16 protein-coding genes are annotated in these 13,591 nt (G+C 71.0%); 4 read left to right on the top strand and 12 right to left on the bottom strand.

Going from position 1 to position 13,591, the window contains the following annotated elements; translation table 11 throughout:
* The first annotated feature begins 112 nt into the window (after positions 1 to 112).
* The 3 genes from ACIBKY_RS03060 (at position 113) to ACIBKY_RS03050 (ending at position 3,177) form a co-directional block, all read left to right on the top strand.
* A complete protein-coding gene (locus ACIBKY_RS03060; protein WP_397093936.1) occupies positions 113 to 1,318 on the top strand; it encodes a sensor histidine kinase in 1,206 nt (401 codons plus the stop codon).
* The gene (locus ACIBKY_RS03055; RefSeq protein ID WP_397093934.1) at positions 1,308 to 2,003 is read left to right on the top strand and encodes a response regulator; all 696 of its coding nucleotides are present in this window, start codon (positions 1,308 to 1,310) and stop codon (positions 2,001 to 2,003) included. Before ACIBKY_RS03060 ends, ACIBKY_RS03055 begins: the two co-directional genes overlap by 11 nt.
* A gap of 106 nt (positions 2,004 to 2,109) precedes the next feature.
* Positions 2,110 to 3,177, top strand: coding sequence for a hypothetical protein (locus tag ACIBKY_RS03050; protein WP_397093933.1), 1,068 nt, complete (start codon positions 2,110 to 2,112; stop codon positions 3,175 to 3,177).
* A 4-nt stretch (positions 3,178 to 3,181) separates the two neighbouring features.
* Here ACIBKY_RS03050 and ACIBKY_RS03045 read toward each other — a convergent pair whose 3' ends face one another.
* The 5 genes from ACIBKY_RS03045 to ACIBKY_RS03025 form a co-directional block, all read right to left on the bottom strand.
* Positions 3,182 to 4,135: a DNA polymerase domain-containing protein gene (locus tag ACIBKY_RS03045; protein ID WP_397093932.1), complete on the bottom strand. Its 954-nt coding sequence runs from the start codon at positions 4,133 to 4,135 to the stop codon at positions 3,182 to 3,184.
* Positions 4,136 to 4,183: 48 nt separating this feature from the next.
* On the bottom strand, positions 4,184 to 4,810 hold the full coding sequence (locus ACIBKY_RS03040; protein ID WP_397093931.1) for an HAD family hydrolase: 627 nt from the start codon (positions 4,808 to 4,810) through the stop codon (positions 4,184 to 4,186).
* Positions 4,811 to 4,917: 107 nt separating this feature from the next.
* Positions 4,918 to 5,370, bottom strand: coding sequence for a DUF2690 domain-containing protein (locus ACIBKY_RS03035; RefSeq protein ID WP_397093930.1), 453 nt, complete (start codon positions 5,368 to 5,370; stop codon positions 4,918 to 4,920).
* Positions 5,371 to 5,469: 99 nt separating this feature from the next.
* Positions 5,470 to 5,976, bottom strand: coding sequence for a DUF6912 family protein (locus ACIBKY_RS03030; RefSeq protein ID WP_397093928.1), 507 nt, complete (start codon positions 5,974 to 5,976; stop codon positions 5,470 to 5,472).
* A 31-nt stretch (positions 5,977 to 6,007) separates the two neighbouring features.
* A complete protein-coding gene (locus ACIBKY_RS03025) occupies positions 6,008 to 6,652 on the bottom strand; it encodes an HAD family hydrolase (RefSeq protein WP_397093927.1) in 645 nt (214 codons plus the stop codon).
* 117 nt (positions 6,653 to 6,769) lie between these two features.
* On the opposite strand from ACIBKY_RS03025, the gene atpB reads away from it, so the two are divergent.
* Positions 6,770 to 7,546 carry a F0F1 ATP synthase subunit A gene (atpB, locus tag ACIBKY_RS03020; protein ID WP_397093926.1) on the top strand — a complete coding sequence of 259 codons (777 nt, stop codon included), beginning with the start codon at positions 6,770 to 6,772 and terminating at the stop codon, positions 7,544 to 7,546.
* On the opposite strand, the gene ACIBKY_RS03015 is transcribed toward atpB, so the two are convergent.
* The 7 genes from ACIBKY_RS03015 to ACIBKY_RS02985 all read right to left on the bottom strand — a co-directional run bounded on the left by ACIBKY_RS03015 (position 7,543) and on the right by ACIBKY_RS02985 (position 13,519).
* Complete coding sequence (locus tag ACIBKY_RS03015) at positions 7,543 to 8,829, bottom strand: glycoside hydrolase family 3 protein (protein WP_397093925.1); 1,287 nt, start codon at positions 8,827 to 8,829, stop codon at positions 7,543 to 7,545. The two genes, atpB and ACIBKY_RS03015, sit on opposite strands and share 4 nt — an antisense overlap.
* Before the next feature lie 45 nt (positions 8,830 to 8,874).
* On the bottom strand, positions 8,875 to 10,548 hold the full coding sequence (gene ptsP / locus ACIBKY_RS03010) for a phosphoenolpyruvate--protein phosphotransferase (RefSeq protein ID WP_397093923.1): 1,674 nt from the start codon (positions 10,546 to 10,548) through the stop codon (positions 8,875 to 8,877).
* Positions 10,549 to 10,649: 101 nt separating this feature from the next.
* On the bottom strand, positions 10,650 to 10,907 hold the full coding sequence (locus ACIBKY_RS03005; RefSeq protein WP_397093921.1) for an HPr family phosphocarrier protein: 258 nt from the start codon (positions 10,905 to 10,907) through the stop codon (positions 10,650 to 10,652).
* Positions 10,908 to 10,951: 44 nt separating this feature from the next.
* Complete coding sequence (locus ACIBKY_RS03000; protein ID WP_397093920.1) at positions 10,952 to 11,749, bottom strand: HAD family hydrolase; 798 nt, start codon at positions 11,747 to 11,749, stop codon at positions 10,952 to 10,954.
* Complete coding sequence (locus ACIBKY_RS02995) at positions 11,740 to 12,186, bottom strand: PTS glucose transporter subunit IIA (RefSeq protein WP_184957721.1); 447 nt, start codon at positions 12,184 to 12,186, stop codon at positions 11,740 to 11,742. Before ACIBKY_RS02995 ends, ACIBKY_RS03000 begins: the two co-directional genes overlap by 10 nt.
* Positions 12,187 to 12,197: 11 nt before the next feature.
* Positions 12,198 to 12,434 (bottom strand): glucose PTS transporter subunit EIIB, encoded by a 237-nt coding sequence (locus ACIBKY_RS02990; RefSeq protein ID WP_184957722.1) that lies wholly within the window; start codon positions 12,432 to 12,434, stop codon positions 12,198 to 12,200.
* A gap of 50 nt (positions 12,435 to 12,484) precedes the next feature.
* Positions 12,485 to 13,519 carry an SIS domain-containing protein gene (locus ACIBKY_RS02985; protein WP_397093917.1) on the bottom strand — a complete coding sequence of 345 codons (1,035 nt, stop codon included), beginning with the start codon at positions 13,517 to 13,519 and terminating at the stop codon, positions 12,485 to 12,487.
* Positions 13,520 to 13,591 lie beyond the last annotated feature (72 nt).

Here is a 13,591-nt window from a genome sequence, read left to right as displayed (position 1 = left end):
GGCATTTAAGCATGATTGCCGGTAGTGATGCTTTGTGAGAAGAAACCCGCTCATCATGGCGACACGCAAGAATTGATCAAGCTTCTGATCTGGGAAAACTTATATTGACCCCGTGAGTGCCACAGCACGCCTCCGGCCGACGGCCCGATTCCTGGCGGGTGATCTGATCTGGATCGTCCCGCTGGGCGTCGTGAGCTGGCTGCTGGCGAACCTGTGGCCGCCCCACCAGCCCTGGGCGGACCTGGCGATGACCGTCGCCCTGCTGGCGCCGATGCCCTGGCGTCACCTGTACCCGGTGGGCGTCTTCACACTGGTGTCCTTCCTCGCGTTGCTCCAGATCCTGAACGGCTGGCCACCGCTGCTGGCCGACCTGAGCGTCGGCGCCGCGCTGGCGACACTCGCCGTCAGCCGCCATCTCGCGATCTCGCTGCCCGCGCTGATCGTCACCTGCACCGGCCAGGTCTTCTGGGCGCTGGCCTACCCGGCGTCGACGATGCCGTTCCCGTGGGTGGCCAACCAGTTGTTGTTCATCGTGCTGGTCTGGTTCGCCGGCCGGTACGTGCTGGCCAAGCGCATGGTCATGCAGGGCATCAGGGAGCGGCTGCTGCTCGCCGAGCGGGCCAGGGAAGGCGAGGCCCGCGCGGCGGTCGACCGCGAACGGCTGCGCATCGCCCGCGACCTGCACGACAGCGTGGCGCACAACGTGACCGTGATGATCACGCATGCCGAGGGCGCCAGGCTGGCGCTCGACGCCGATCCGGCCGGCGCCAAGACCGGCCTCGCGCAGATCGCCGAATGCGGCCGCGCCGCCCTGCGCGACATGCGCGAACTGGTGAGCGCCCTGCGCGCCGGCTCCTGCCCGAGGCCGTGGCGCGAGGTGATCGACGACCTGGTCCAGCGGATGCGGCGCAGCGGCGTCCCTGGCATCGCGGTACGCGTCGAGGGCGAGCCGGAGGCCGCGCCGGACGAGGTGCTCCTGGCCGCCCAGCAGGTCGTGGGCGAGGCGCTGACGAACGTGCTCAAGCACGCCGGGCGTGGCGTCGTGGCCTCCGTGTTCGCCGCCTTCACCACGACCGGGGCCTACGTGAAGGTCGAGGACGACGGCGGCGGCCCGCTCGCGGCCGTGTCCCTGCCGGCCGGCGGCAACGGGCTGGTCGGGCTGCGGGAGCGGGTACGCGGGCTCGGCGGCGAGTTCAGCGCCGGTGCGCGGCGTGGGGGCGGCTTCGTGGTCGAGGCGCGCCTGCCGTACCCGATCCGGCTGTCCTGCGCGGCCGAGGGCCGCCTGCCGTACGCGAAGGAGAGTGGCGATGCGGCCTGACGGCGAGAACCTCCTGCGGGTCCTGCTCGTGGACGACCAGGAGCTGATCCGCGCGGGCGTGCGGATGGTGTTGCGGTCGGTGCCGGACATCCTGGTGGTCGGCGAGGCGTCGGACGGCGCGCTGGCGCTGGCGGCGCTGCGCGAGACGCCGGCCGACGTCGTGCTCATGGACGTGCGCATGCACGGCATGGACGGGATCGAGGCCACCGCCCGCATGCGGACCGACTTCCCGGGCACGTGCGTCGTCCTGCTGACCGCCTTCGACGAGGACGGCCTGGTCAGAGCGGGGCTGGCGGCGGGGGCCGACGGGTTCGTGCTCAAGGACGCGCCGCCGGAGGAGCTGCTGCGCGCCATCCACACGGTCGCGGACGGCGGCGCCTACGTCTCCCCGATGCTCGCCAAGCGCCTGCTCGACGAGTATCGCCCGCAGCTCTACGAGGCCCCGGTGGCGGCGGGCAGCCTCGACGAGCTGACGCGACGGGAGCAGGAGGTGTTCACGCTGGTGGCGCGCGGGCTGACGAACTCCCAGATCGCCGAGCGGCTGTCGCTGTCGCCGGTCACGGTGCGCACCCACGTGGACAACGTGCTCGGCAAGCTGCGCCTGCCGCACCGCAGCCGCCTCATCGTCTTCGCCTACGAGAATGATCTGGTACGGCCTCAGCGTTTCGATGAGCCGCCAGCGTGAAGATGGTTGCCACGACCGTCTCTGGGGATGACGATAAGCGACATTTCACGACATAGCGTGATTTGCGGAGGTTAACGCTATGTGGAAGTGCGCTATAGGGCGTCACATGCTTTGCCTGGCTGCCTGCCTGGCCGCCGTCATCGCCGGGTCGGCGCTCATCATGGGCGCCTGGATCGGCAACGGCACGGAATCCGGGCGGCTGACCCAATGCTTCTCGTCCGAGCGCATGGACCTCGCGGTGCTGCCCGCCGGCTTCCCGCGCGAGGGCGGCCCGCCACAGATCCCCGTCCGGACGATCGCCGCCCTGCGCGCCCTGCCCGGTGTCACCGCCGTGCGCGAGGTGCGCGGCGGGACCGTCCAGGCCAACTGGCCGCTGGCCGACGCCACCCCGATGGAGGTCGTCGCGCTGCCCGCCAACGGCCTGCCCATGCTTCCCATCGTCCACGGCGAACCACCCGCCACCGACGGCGAGACCGTCGTGGACGACGCGACCGCCGTCTCCTACGGGCTCCGCGTCGGCAGCACCGTCACCGTCACCGACCCGCGCGGGGCCCTGGTCCACCTGCGCGTGAGCGGCATCCTCCAGGTCGACATGGACAAAAGCATGATCGCCAGAGGTACGCTCGGCCTGAACCCGCAGACCGCCGCCGCACTCGTCAGCCCGATCAAGCTCAGCGGCCTTCAGGTGACGCTCGACTCGGCCTCGCTCGCGGGACCGGTCCGCGACCAGGTCGCCGGCGAGCTGGGCTCCGCCTACACCGTCCACACCCGCCAGGACATCGCCGCCCGCCGCAGCGCCGACGCCGGCGTCATGAGCATCGCGCTGGCCACGCTCGGCATGACCGCCACCACGGTGGGCGCCGCCGCGAGCTGCTCCACCCTGGGCCGGCTGCGTTCCTACCTGCGACAGTCCGCCGGCGCCCAGGTCGCCGTCCAGGGACGGCGGCGCATCCGCCGCATGATGGTCTACGACCGGCTCATCGGGTTCGCCACCGCGGCGACCGCCGGCGCCGGGCTGGTCATCGGCACGCTCGTACTGCTCGCGGGATCGGGCGCCGACCTGCCGTGCCTCAGCGTGTTCGCGATCTCCTCGACGCTCATGCTGCTGCCCTTGGCCGCCTACACCTGCGCCATGGTCCTCGCGCCCATCCCCGCCCTGCTCCGGCACTCCTGAGCGGTCAGGAGGTCTTGCGGGCGCGGGCGGCGCGGCGCTTGCCCTCGTGCATGGCCTGAACCCGGGCGATCGGGATGGTGTGGCCCTCGGCGACCAGGTCGTCGGGCAGGCGCTGGGGCTCCGGCATGGCCTCGGCCCACGGGTCGGCGCCGGACAGCAGGCCGGGCGCGGTGTGGATGGTGAAGTCGGACGGGCTCACCTGCTCCAGGTCCGCCCACGGGACGGGGAAGGAGACGGGTTCGCCGGGCCGTACCCGCGGGCTGTAGGCGGCGACCACGGTCGCGCCGCCCGCGCGGGTGGAGTCCAGGAACACCTTGCCGCCGCGGTCCTCGCGGATGAACGCGGTGGTCGCCAGCGCCGGGTCGAGCCGCTCGGCGCGCGCGGCGACCGCGCGGGTCGCCGCGGCGAGGTCCTCGACGCCGGTGTCCGCCGCGACCGGCACGAACACGTGCACGCCCTTGGCGCCGCTGGTCTTCACCGCTCCTTCCAGCCCGTCCGCCCGCAGCGCCTCACGCACCAGCAGAGCAGCCTGTACGGCCAGCCCGAACGCCCCGTCCTCGGCCGGAGGGTCGAGGTCGAGGATCAGATGCGTGGGCCGGTCCCCGCGAAACAGCGACGGGTGGTACTCGACGGCCCGCTGGTTGGCGAACCACAGCAACGTCCGCCGGTCGCCGCACACGGCGTAGCGGACCTCGCGGTGGGAGCTCTCCGCCCACTGGGTGACGCTGTCGATCCACTCCGGCGCGTACTTGGGCAGGTTCTTCTGCATGAACGGCGGCTGGCCCGGCCGTACCCGGATCACCGACAGGGCCCGTCCGGTCAGCGCCGCGATGATCTGGTCGCGCACGGCGTCCAGGTAGTCGACCAGGTCCCGCTTGGTGGCCTCGGCCCCGTCGAACAGCGGCTGGCCGAGATTGCTGAACTCGACCCCGTCACGTGTCTCTTCCACCTTGCCCACCGACCCCACGATGCCCACCCCCGCCGCTCAGGTCAACGACGCGGCCGCTCAGGCGTAGGAGAGGGCGTCGGCCAGGGTGTCGACCACGGGCAGGCCGGTGGCCTGGAGGTCGGCCCTGGTGGTCATGCCGCCGGTGTAGAGGACGGCCTGGGCGCCGACGTGCCGGGCGGCCAGCCCGTCGTCGACACTGTCGCCGATCACCAGGACGTCCGCCGGCTCGACGCCGATGGCGGCCAGGTGCGCGCTCATGTGCGCCGCCTTCTCCCCGCCGGTGGTGCCGAGCAGCCCGTCGATCCTGGTGAAGTGCTGGTGGATCGCGAACGACTCGACCAGCGGGACCAGGTGCGCGTGCGGCGCCATCGAGCAGAGCGACTGCGTGCCGGCCCAGCCCTGCAACGCGGCCAGGGCGTCGGCGGCCAGGCCGCAGGCGACGCTCAGCCGGAAGTAGTGCTCGTGGAAGCCGTCGTCGAGGCGCTCCCACTCCCCGTCTTCGAGCGCGCGGCCGAGCATGCGCTCATAGGCCAGCCAGATCGGGCGGGTGTAGACGGCGCGGAAGCCGTCAGCGTCGAGGATGGGCAGTTCGTAGGGCTTGAAGACCTCGTTGGTCGCCCCGACGACCGCGTCGATGTCGTGAAAGAGGGTACCGTTCCAGTCCCAGATGATGTGCTTCGTCATGTCAGGGCAATCGTATCGGCCAACCCCGACATTCCGGTGAACACGACGGAGCCGCGACCCGAAGGCCGCGGCTCCCCCGCGTGCTGATCAGCCGCGAGCCAGGGTGATCAGCCGCAGGCCTGCGCGGTCTTGCCGTTGGCCCAGGACTTGGTGTGCTTGGCCACGGCGTAGCCCCAGGCGCAGATGTTGGCGCCCTCGATCATGTCACCCCAGTGATGGCCGCCGTTGCCCTTGCCGTAGTTGAAGTGGACCACCCGGTTGCCGTTGCCGTTGGGCTTGGCCAGGATGACGCGGATGAGGCCGGTGTCGAGCGGCGACACCCAGATCTCGGCCCAGTTGGTCTTGCACTTGCGCGACCACATCAGCTTGATCGTGCCGTACTTCTTGCCCGAACCCTTCTGGACCAGCGTGCTCTGCTTCGAGACGATCCCCGAGGCGGCACAGCCGGACTTGTACGGGTCCTGCTTGTCGTAACCCCGAGCGGCGTGCGCGGCGGGAGACATCATGGCCAGAAGCGCCCCCGTGGCCGCCACTCCGGCTACTGCGGCTCGGATTCTCACTGAGACAGACTCCTTCGTGTTATCCGATGTGTAAACCCACGGCAGCCTACAAGGGAGGTTCACGAAAGAGTCAAGAACAATCTCCGAATTGGGACGACCCTAACGGAGGAGGTCGGGGATCTCCTGGGTCGCGTACCACATCAGTTCGTGCGCCTCGGCGCCGTCCACGGTGAAGCGGGCGTCGTCGTCGCCGTCGTCCGCGGCCCGGAGGGCGGCGATGGCCGCCTCGATGTCGGGTACGGCATACAGGTCGTCCACGTGCGCCGCGGCCACCTTGGACAGGGGAACCGACTCCGCCAGCCGTACCCTGGCCCGCTCGGCCAGGTCCACGCCCACCGTGAGACCCCCGTCGGGGACCTCGGCCGCGACCACCACCCGCCGTGGAGCGGCGTCCACGCCGTCGGCGCGGTCGGCGGCGAGCATGCGCAGCGAGGCGCGGGCCGCCTCGGTGAGCGCCACGTATTCGAGCTCTTCGGTGTCGCCGGAGGCGTACCACTCGGTCAGCGCGGGGGTGACCGCGTAGCCGATCAACGGGGCCGGGCCGAGCTCCCCCGCGGCGACGGCCTTGGCCAGCGCGGGGAGCGTGCACGGCAGATAGACGCGCATGATGTGCCTTTCCGAGAAATCAAGAGCTCTATCATGCCCGCCGCAGCGGCAGGCGGAGGAGCGTCTCGAGTTCGGCGATGGTCGTGTCCGCGTCGCGGTGGTGGATGCCGGTGATGCCGAGGCCGCGGGCGGCGGTGATGTTCGCCTCGATGTCGTCGACGAACACGCAGCTCCCGCCCGGCAGGCCCACCAGGTCGAGCGCGTGCCGGAAGATGCGCGGCTCGGGTTTGCGCATGCCCACCTCGCCGGAGATCACCACCGCGTCGAAGACCTCGTCCCAGCCGTCGCGCGGGTAGGTGTTGGACCACGAGTTCGACAGCAGGCAGGTTCTGATCCCCGCCGTCCGCGCCAGCCGCAGCATGTCGTACATGGCGTCGACCCGGTCGAACGCGGCGAACATCCTCTCCAGCAGCCCCTCCGCGACCGGCGGCGCCCCGTCCACGGTGCGCAGCCGCGCCGCCAGGTCCCGCTCGAACGCCGCTCCCGGCATCTCCCCGCGCTCCAGCGCGTGGACGACGCTCTCGCCGTCGCCGTTGTAGGCCTGGTCCACGAGGCCGCGCATGACCGTGCGGTAGTGGGCGCCGTCGATGCGATCGGCCTCGATCCACTTGGCGATCGCGGTGGACAGGCTCGTCGTGAGCACGCCGCCCCAGTCGATCAGCACCCCTGCGACCACGGAGACCTCCCGGTGATGGAATATCGTTCTAGGGTAATTCCCCCGGAAGCGCGACCGGCGGCGGGCGGGACATAACCACGTAATCGGGCGCAACCTAACGCTGGTTAGGGTGACCGCATGGTGACCATCGACGACTATCGCGCCCCTGGTCCGGACATCTTCATCTTCCCGCCGATCATCGACGGCGGCCCCTTCTGGTTCACCAAACCCGTGCTCCTCGCGGTCGTCTGCGCGGGGCTCGTCATCGCCTTCTGCTGGGTCGCCTTCGCCAAGCCCAAGGTGATTCCCCGTGGCGTCCAGAACGCCGGGGAGTACGTCTACCTCTTCGTCCGCGAGCAGGTCGCCAAGCCGTTCCTGGGGGCCGACGCCGACCGCTTCATGGGCCTGCTGTTCACCCTGTTCTTACTGGTCCTGACCTGGAACCTGGTGGGCCTGATCCCGTTCGTCCAGTTCCCGGCCTCCTCGCACATCGCCTTCCCCGCGGTGCTGGCGGTCGCGATCTTCGTTCTCAAGGTCTACCTGGGCGTCAAGCACCAGGGATTCACCGGCTATCTCAAGAACATGTCCGTCCCGCCCGACCTGCCCAAGTGGGCCCTGGGGATCTACGCGCCCATGGAGCTGGCGCACCAGTTCTTGTTCTCGTGGGCCACCCACGCCATCCGGGTCTTCGCCAACATGTTCGCCGGCCACATGCTGCTGGCCTTCTTCAGCTCGGTCGGCTTCTGGTTCCTGGTGGAGAAGCTCAGCCCGCTGGGCGCCCCGATCGGGCTGCTGGGCGTGGTGATGACGATCCTGCTGACGGCCTTCGAGTTGTTCATCATGTTCCTGCAGGCGTACCTGTTCACCATGCTCTCGGCCATGTACATCGCCAGCGGCCTGCGCGCCGAGCACTAACCGGCGGCGCGGGCCGCCAGCTTCCTGTGCTTGGCGGAGCGCAGCACCTTCGCGGCCTGTTCTGCCGAGGCCTTCGGCGCCTCGGTCAGGAAGCCGCGGTTCTTCCTCAGCGTGAGCAGCCGGGTCACCGAGGCGTCCAGCCGCGCCTCGGAGATCCGGCCCGACTTCACCGCCCCCAGCACCGCGTTGTACGCCTTCGGGAAGTCGGCCGGCATGAGCAGCAGGTCGGCCCCGGCCAGCACGGCGCGTACCGCCACCTCGCCGTCGCCGTACTTCTTGCGCACCCCGCCCATGTTCAGCGCGTCGGTGGAGATCACGCCCTTGAAGCCGAGCTTGTCGCGCAGCAGCCCGGTCAGGATGGGCTTGGACAGTGTGGCCGGATCGCCGGAGTCGTCCAGCTTCGGCATCACGATGTGCGCGCTCATGATCGCGTCCACGCCGGCGTCGATCGCCGCCCTGAACGGCGGCGCGTCCAGCTTCTCCCACTGCGCCCGGGTGTGCTTGATCACCGGAAGCCCGGTGTGGCTGTCGGTCGCGGTGTCGCCATGGCCGGGGAAGTGCTTGGCGGTGCTGGCCACCCCGGACTCCCCGAAGCCCTTGACCGCCGCGCTCACCATCTTGGCCACCTTGGCCGGGTCGTCGCCGAAGGCCCGGCGGCCGATCACCGGGTTGCGCGGGTTGAGGTTCACGTCGGCGACTGGGGCGAAGTCGAGGTTGACCCCGAGCGCCTTCAGCTCGTCGCCGGTGGCTCTGGCGACCGCCCGCGAGAACTCCGTGTCCCCGGTGGCGCCGATCCGGTCGGCGCTGGGCAGATCGGTCATCAGCGCCGACATCCGCGAGACCAGGCCGTTCTCCTGGTCGGTACCGATGAGCAGCGGCACCCGCTTCGCGGCCGCCTGCAGGCCGTTGGCGAGCCTGACGACCTGCGCGGTGCTCTTGACGTTGGCCGGGAAGAGGATCACGCCGCCGAGGTGGTACTTGGCGACGACCTTCGCGGGCGTCTGGGCGCCGAACCGGGCCTGGTTCTCGCCGGAGACGGTGTCGGCGGCGGTGCCGTACACGACGGGCATGAACAGCTGCCCGACCTTCTCCTCCCGGCTCATCGCCTTCAGCAGCCGCTCGACCTCGCCCGCCCTGGGCTTCTGCGAGGTCGGCGCGGAAGCTGCCGGGCTCGGCTGGGCGGCGGCCGCGGCCGAGCTCGGCGCCGCCGGACCGCCCCCTCCGCCCGCGCACGCGGCCAGAGCGAGAACGAGCATGCCTGCGGTGCCGATGCGTCCAACCATGTCCAACACGTTATCGGGGCAAGGCCGTGCAAGAGCCGCAGGAGGCTAAAGTCCGAGCTCCGCGAGTCCGGGCAGGTTGGAGCGGGCCGCCGCGCGCGCGTGCCGCGCCGTCGCCTGCCCACGCGCCGCGTGCGCCGCGCGCCCGCACTCGTCCAGCGTGCTCACCGCCAGCGCCGCCCGTACGGCCGGCAGCGCCGTGGCGCTCATCGAGAGCGTGCTCACCCCGAGCCCGGCCAGTACGCAGGCCAGCACCGGATCGGCCGCCGACTCCCCGCACACCCCGCACTGCCGCCCGTTGTCCGAGGCGGCGGTGGCCGTGGCGGCGACGAGGTCGAGCAGCGCCGGCTGCCACGGGTCCTGCAGCCCTGCCAGCGCGCCCACCTGCCGGTCGGCGGCGAAGGTGTACTGCGACAGGTCGTTGGTCCCGATCGAGAAGAAGTCGACCTCCTGGGCGAGTCCGTACGCGCGCAGCGCCGCCGCCGGCACCTCGATCATCACGCCCGCGCTCGGCAGCCCGGCGGCCCGGCACGCGCCGGCGAACCACCTGGCCTCCTCGGCCGTGGCCACCATCGGCGCCATGACGTGCAGTTCGGCGTCGGTGCCTGCCGCCGCCGCGGCCAGGGCGGCCAGTTGCCCGGCCATCACCTCCGGATGGAGGCGGAACATCCGCAGCCCCCGCTCCCCCAGCGCCGGGTTCGGCTCCGGCGCGGACGGCTTCAGGAAGGCCAAGGGCTTGTCCGCCCCGGCGTCCAGCGTGCGCACCACGACCTTGCCACCGGGAAAGGCCTCCAGCACCGCCCGGTACGCGGCTTCCTGCTCCTCGATCGAGGGTGCCTGCGCGCGGTCCAGGAACAGGAACTCGGTCCGGTACAGGCCCACGCCCTCGGCGCCGTTGGCCAGCGCGGGGCCGAGGTCACCCGGACCGCCGATGTTGGCCAGGAGCGGCACCGGGTGCCCGTCCTTGGTCCGCCCCGGGCCGCGGACCGCGGCGATCGCGGCCCGCCTGCTCTCCTGCGCCCCCACGGCCGTGGCCACGTCGTCGTCGGACGGCTCCAGCCGTACCTCTCCGGTGGACCCGTCGACCAGCACCCGGGCGCCGGGCCTGATCGTCGTCGCGCCCGCGCAGGCCACGACGGCGGGTACCCCCATCGCCTTGGCCAGGATCGCGGTGTGGCTGGTCGGCCCGCCCTCCTCGGTGACGAACGCGGCCACCACGTCCCTGGACAGCAGCGCGGTGTCGGCCGGCGCGAGGTCACGGGCGATCAGCACGTACGGCTCCGCCGCCTCGACCGGCAGGCCGGGCAGCGGCAGCCCGGTCAGCTGGGCGATCACCCGGTCGCGGATGTCGTCGAGGTCGGCGACCCGCTCACCGAGGTAGCCGCCGGCCTTGGCCAGCAGGTCGCGGTACCTGCCGAACGACTCGTACACGGCCCTGGGCGCGGCCAGGCCGCCGTCGATGAGCGACTTGACGCCCACGATCAGGCCGGGGTCCTCGGCCATCAGGGCCTGCGCCTGCAGGATCTCCCTGGCCTCGCCGCCGGCCTTGTCGCCGCGGGCCTCCAGGGCCCCGGCGACCTGCTTGAGCGCGGCCAGCGCGCGCTCCTTCTCCTGGACGGCCTCGCCGGTGAAGGTCTGGCCCGCGGGAGGTTCGGGCACCGAGGCCGTCAGGACGTACGCGGGCCCATGACCGATCCCCTGGCTGACCCCGGTCCCGCGCATACGCTCGCGCGCGCTTGAGCCCTCGTCGGCCCGTCCCCCGCGCCCGCTTGGGTCCTCGTCAGCTCGTCCCCCGCGCTCTCGATCCGAGCTCCCGCGCTCGGTCACGGCGTCTCGGCTATCTTGACCAGCTCGTCCAGCACGTCCTCGGCGCCCTCGCCATCGGCCGTGATCACGATGGTCTCGCCCTGGCGGACGTCCAGCCCCATGACCGACAGGATGCTCTTGGCGTTGACCTGGGGACCGTCGGCTTTGCCGACCGTGACGTCGATCGGGGCCTTGGTCGCCGTCTGCACGAACGTCGCGGCCGGACGGGCGTGCAGGCCCACTTCCGCGGCGATGACGGCCTTGCGCTCTGCCATGAGACTTTCCTCCTTGATGATGGCGGTCCAGACCAGTTTGAACCTTAGGTGAACGGCGGCCAGTCGACCGCTGTGAGATCGGCCACCACGAGGTCGGCCTGGGCCAGTTCGTCGCCGGCGTGCGAGGTGGCGACGCCGACGCAGCGCATCCCGGCCGCCTTGGCCGCGGCTATCCCGGCCAGCGAGTCCTCGAACACCACGCAGTCGGCCGGATCGGCGCCCAGCCGCTCGGCCCCGAGCAGGAAACCCGCCGGGTCCGGCTTGCCCACGGTCACGTCCTCGGCCGCGACGATCTCCCTGATCAGCTCGCGTACGCCCACCTGCTCCAGGCGCAGCTCGGCCCAGGCCCGGCCGGCCGAGGTGACCAGGCCGATGGGCGAGCCGTACGCGGCGACCTTGCGGACCAGTTCGGCCGCGCCGGGCACCGGCACGATCTCGGGCAGCTCCGGGTGGTCGTTGTAGCCGTAGACCTCGCGGATCAGCTCCTCGACGTCGTGGCCGGGGAACACCTCGGGAATCACGTCGCGGCCCCTGCGGCCCATGAAGACACGCACGTCCTGCTTGACGTCGTGCTTGTCGAGCAGCAACTGCCACATGGCCATGCTCCGGGCTTCGGTGTTGATCAGCGTCCCGTCAAGGTCGAAAAGAGCGCACTCATGGTGGCGCCCGCTTCGGGCCTCGCTGGCTCGTCCCTCGAAGGCATGTCCCTCGTCGGCTCGGGCCTCGTTGGCTCGGGCCTCGTCGGCTCGGGCCTCGTTGGCTCGGGCCTCGCTGGCTTGGGCCTCGTTGGCTCGGGCCTCGCGCTCTCGGTCCGAGCTCCCGTGCTCCGGATCTATTCCCACCGGAACAACTCGTCCCCCACGTGTACCTCCCCCTCCGCGACGCCGGTCACCGACTCGGCCGCCGCGTCCAGTGCGACCACCGGGCAGACCGGCGAGCGGCCGCCCGCCTCGATGGCCGCGGGGTCCCAGGCGACGACCGGCTGACCGGCGCTGACCCGGTCCCCCTCGGCCGCCAGCAGCTGGAACCCCTCCCCCTTGAGCTGGACGGTGTCGATGCCCAGGTGCACCAGCACGCCTCTGCCGTCGTCCCCCACGATGACGTAGGCATGCGGATGCAATTTCATGATTTTTCCGGGTATCGGGGCAACTGCCTTGCCCGGTCCCCGCAAGGGGTCGATGGCCGTGCCCGGCCCCACCATGCCCGCGGAGAAGACCGGATCGGGCACGGCCGCCAACCCCACTGCTGCCCCCTCGACCGGGGCGAGAACAGTCGTCATGGTCTCGCCCTCTAGCCGATGATGTCCTCGATGTCGCTGGCGATCGTGTCGGCCTCCGGCCCCACGACTACCTGGACCACGTTCCCCGCCGCCATCACCCCGTGGGCTCCGGCCGCCTTGAGCGCGGCCTGATCCACCTTGGAGGCGTCGTGCACCTCGGTGCGCAGGCGCGTGATGCAGGGTTCGATCTCGATGATGTTCTCGGCGCCGCCGAGTCCCGCGATGATCGCGTTTACGTCCGTCGCCATCCGGTCCTCCTCCTGAATACTCTCCGACCAGGCTAAACGACGCTCCGTGATCAGTCGGTCTGGGTCACCTTGTTGAGTCCGCGCGGCGCGTCGGGGTCGATGCCGAGCCTGCGGGCCAGCGACTCGGTGAGCAACTGACCGGGCACGATCAGGCCCATCGGGGCGACCCACTCGGGCAGGTCCGGGCCGTTCAAGGCAGCGGTGCCCGCGCCGGCGAGAGCCGTACCTCCGCCGATGGTGAAAGCGGACGCGCCCGCTGCCACGACGCGCTCGGCGAGCGCGACGGTGCCGGAGAGCGTGGGGCTGTTCTCCGCGGCGACCAGCAGCGCGGGGGTGTCGGCGTCGACCACGGCGATCGGCCCGTGCAGGAGGTCGGCGTAGGACAGGCCCATGGCGTGCAGGTAGCAGGCCTCCTTGAGCTTGAGCGCGGTCTCCAGCGCGGTCGAGAACGCCAGGCCGCGGCCGGAGACGACCACGCCCGGCTTGTCGGCCAGGCCCTCGACCACCGCGTCGAGGTCGCCCGGGTCGGTGATCAGCTTCTCCACCGCGTCCGGAACCTTCTGCAGGTCGTCGGCGTCCACGTCGGCGCCCAGGCCCAGCGCGAGAACGGCCAGCGCGGCCAGCTGCGTGGTGTACGTCTTGGTGGCGGGCACGGCCTTCTCCTCGCCGGCCAGCGTGACCAGCGCCAGGTCGGCGGCCTGGGCGAGCGGGCTGTCCGGACCACCGTTGGTGACGCCCACGGTCTTCGCGCCGCAGTCCTTGGCCCAGGCCAGGGTCTCGACGATCTCCTCGGTGCGGCCGGACTGCGAGATGGCCACGGCCAGCACGCCGTCGAGGTCGAGCTTGCGCTTGTACGTGGTCGCGATGGACGGGGCGGCGAGCGCGGAGAGACGACCCGCATGTGATTCCACCAGGTAGCGCCCGTAGACTGCGGCGTTGTCCGAGGTGCCGCGCGCGATGAAGAGCAGCTGACGGGTCTGCTCACCCAGCGCCCTGACCTCATCGACTCTGGGGAGCAAGGAGTCCAGGGTGGCCCGCAGCGCCGCGGGCTGCTCGGCGATCTCGCTGCGCATCTTCGTGGTCATCTTGTCCTCATCGGCTTGACTGATAATTCCGGCATGTGGTCTAGTCCGGACTAGACCAGTACGAACCATAGC

It is taken from the genome of Nonomuraea sp. NPDC050394, from assembly GCF_044459065.1.
In the GTDB taxonomy this organism is placed as follows: domain Bacteria; phylum Actinomycetota; class Actinomycetes; order Streptosporangiales; family Streptosporangiaceae; genus Nonomuraea.
Note: the sequence above shows the minus strand (reverse complement) of the source record. Positions and strands in the feature narration are given on the sequence as shown.

Bases quoted from the DNA above. Each gene is read 5' to 3' on its own strand.
- ACIBKY_RS03055 (WP_397093934.1), top strand. From the start codon at position 1,308: ATGCGGCCTGACGGCGAGAACCTCCTGCGGGTCCTGCTCGTGGACGAC.
- ACIBKY_RS03050 (WP_397093933.1), top strand. From the start codon at position 2,110: ATGCTTTGCCTGGCTGCCTGCCTGGCCGCCGTCATCGCCGGGTCGGCG.
- ACIBKY_RS03040 (WP_397093931.1), bottom strand. From the start codon at position 4,810: ATGACGAAGCACATCATCTGGGACTGGAACGGTACCCTCTTTCACGAC.
- ACIBKY_RS03030 (WP_397093928.1), bottom strand. From the start codon at position 5,976: ATGCGCGTCTATCTGCCGTGCACGCTCCCCGCGCTGGCCAAGGCCGTC.
- atpB (WP_397093926.1), top strand. From the start codon at position 6,770: ATGGTGACCATCGACGACTATCGCGCCCCTGGTCCGGACATCTTCATC.
- ACIBKY_RS03015 (WP_397093925.1), bottom strand. From the start codon at position 8,829: ATGGTTGGACGCATCGGCACCGCAGGCATGCTCGTTCTCGCTCTGGCC.
- ptsP (WP_397093923.1), bottom strand. From the start codon at position 10,548: ATGCGCGGGACCGGGGTCAGCCAGGGGATCGGTCATGGGCCCGCGTAC.
- ACIBKY_RS03005 (WP_397093921.1), bottom strand. From the start codon at position 10,907: ATGGCAGAGCGCAAGGCCGTCATCGCCGCGGAAGTGGGCCTGCACGCC.
- ACIBKY_RS02995 (WP_184957721.1), bottom strand. From the start codon at position 12,186: ATGACGACTGTTCTCGCCCCGGTCGAGGGGGCAGCAGTGGGGTTGGCG.
- ACIBKY_RS02990 (WP_184957722.1), bottom strand. From the start codon at position 12,434: ATGGCGACGGACGTAAACGCGATCATCGCGGGACTCGGCGGCGCCGAG.
- ACIBKY_RS02985 (WP_397093917.1), bottom strand. From the start codon at position 13,519: ATGACCACGAAGATGCGCAGCGAGATCGCCGAGCAGCCCGCGGCGCTG.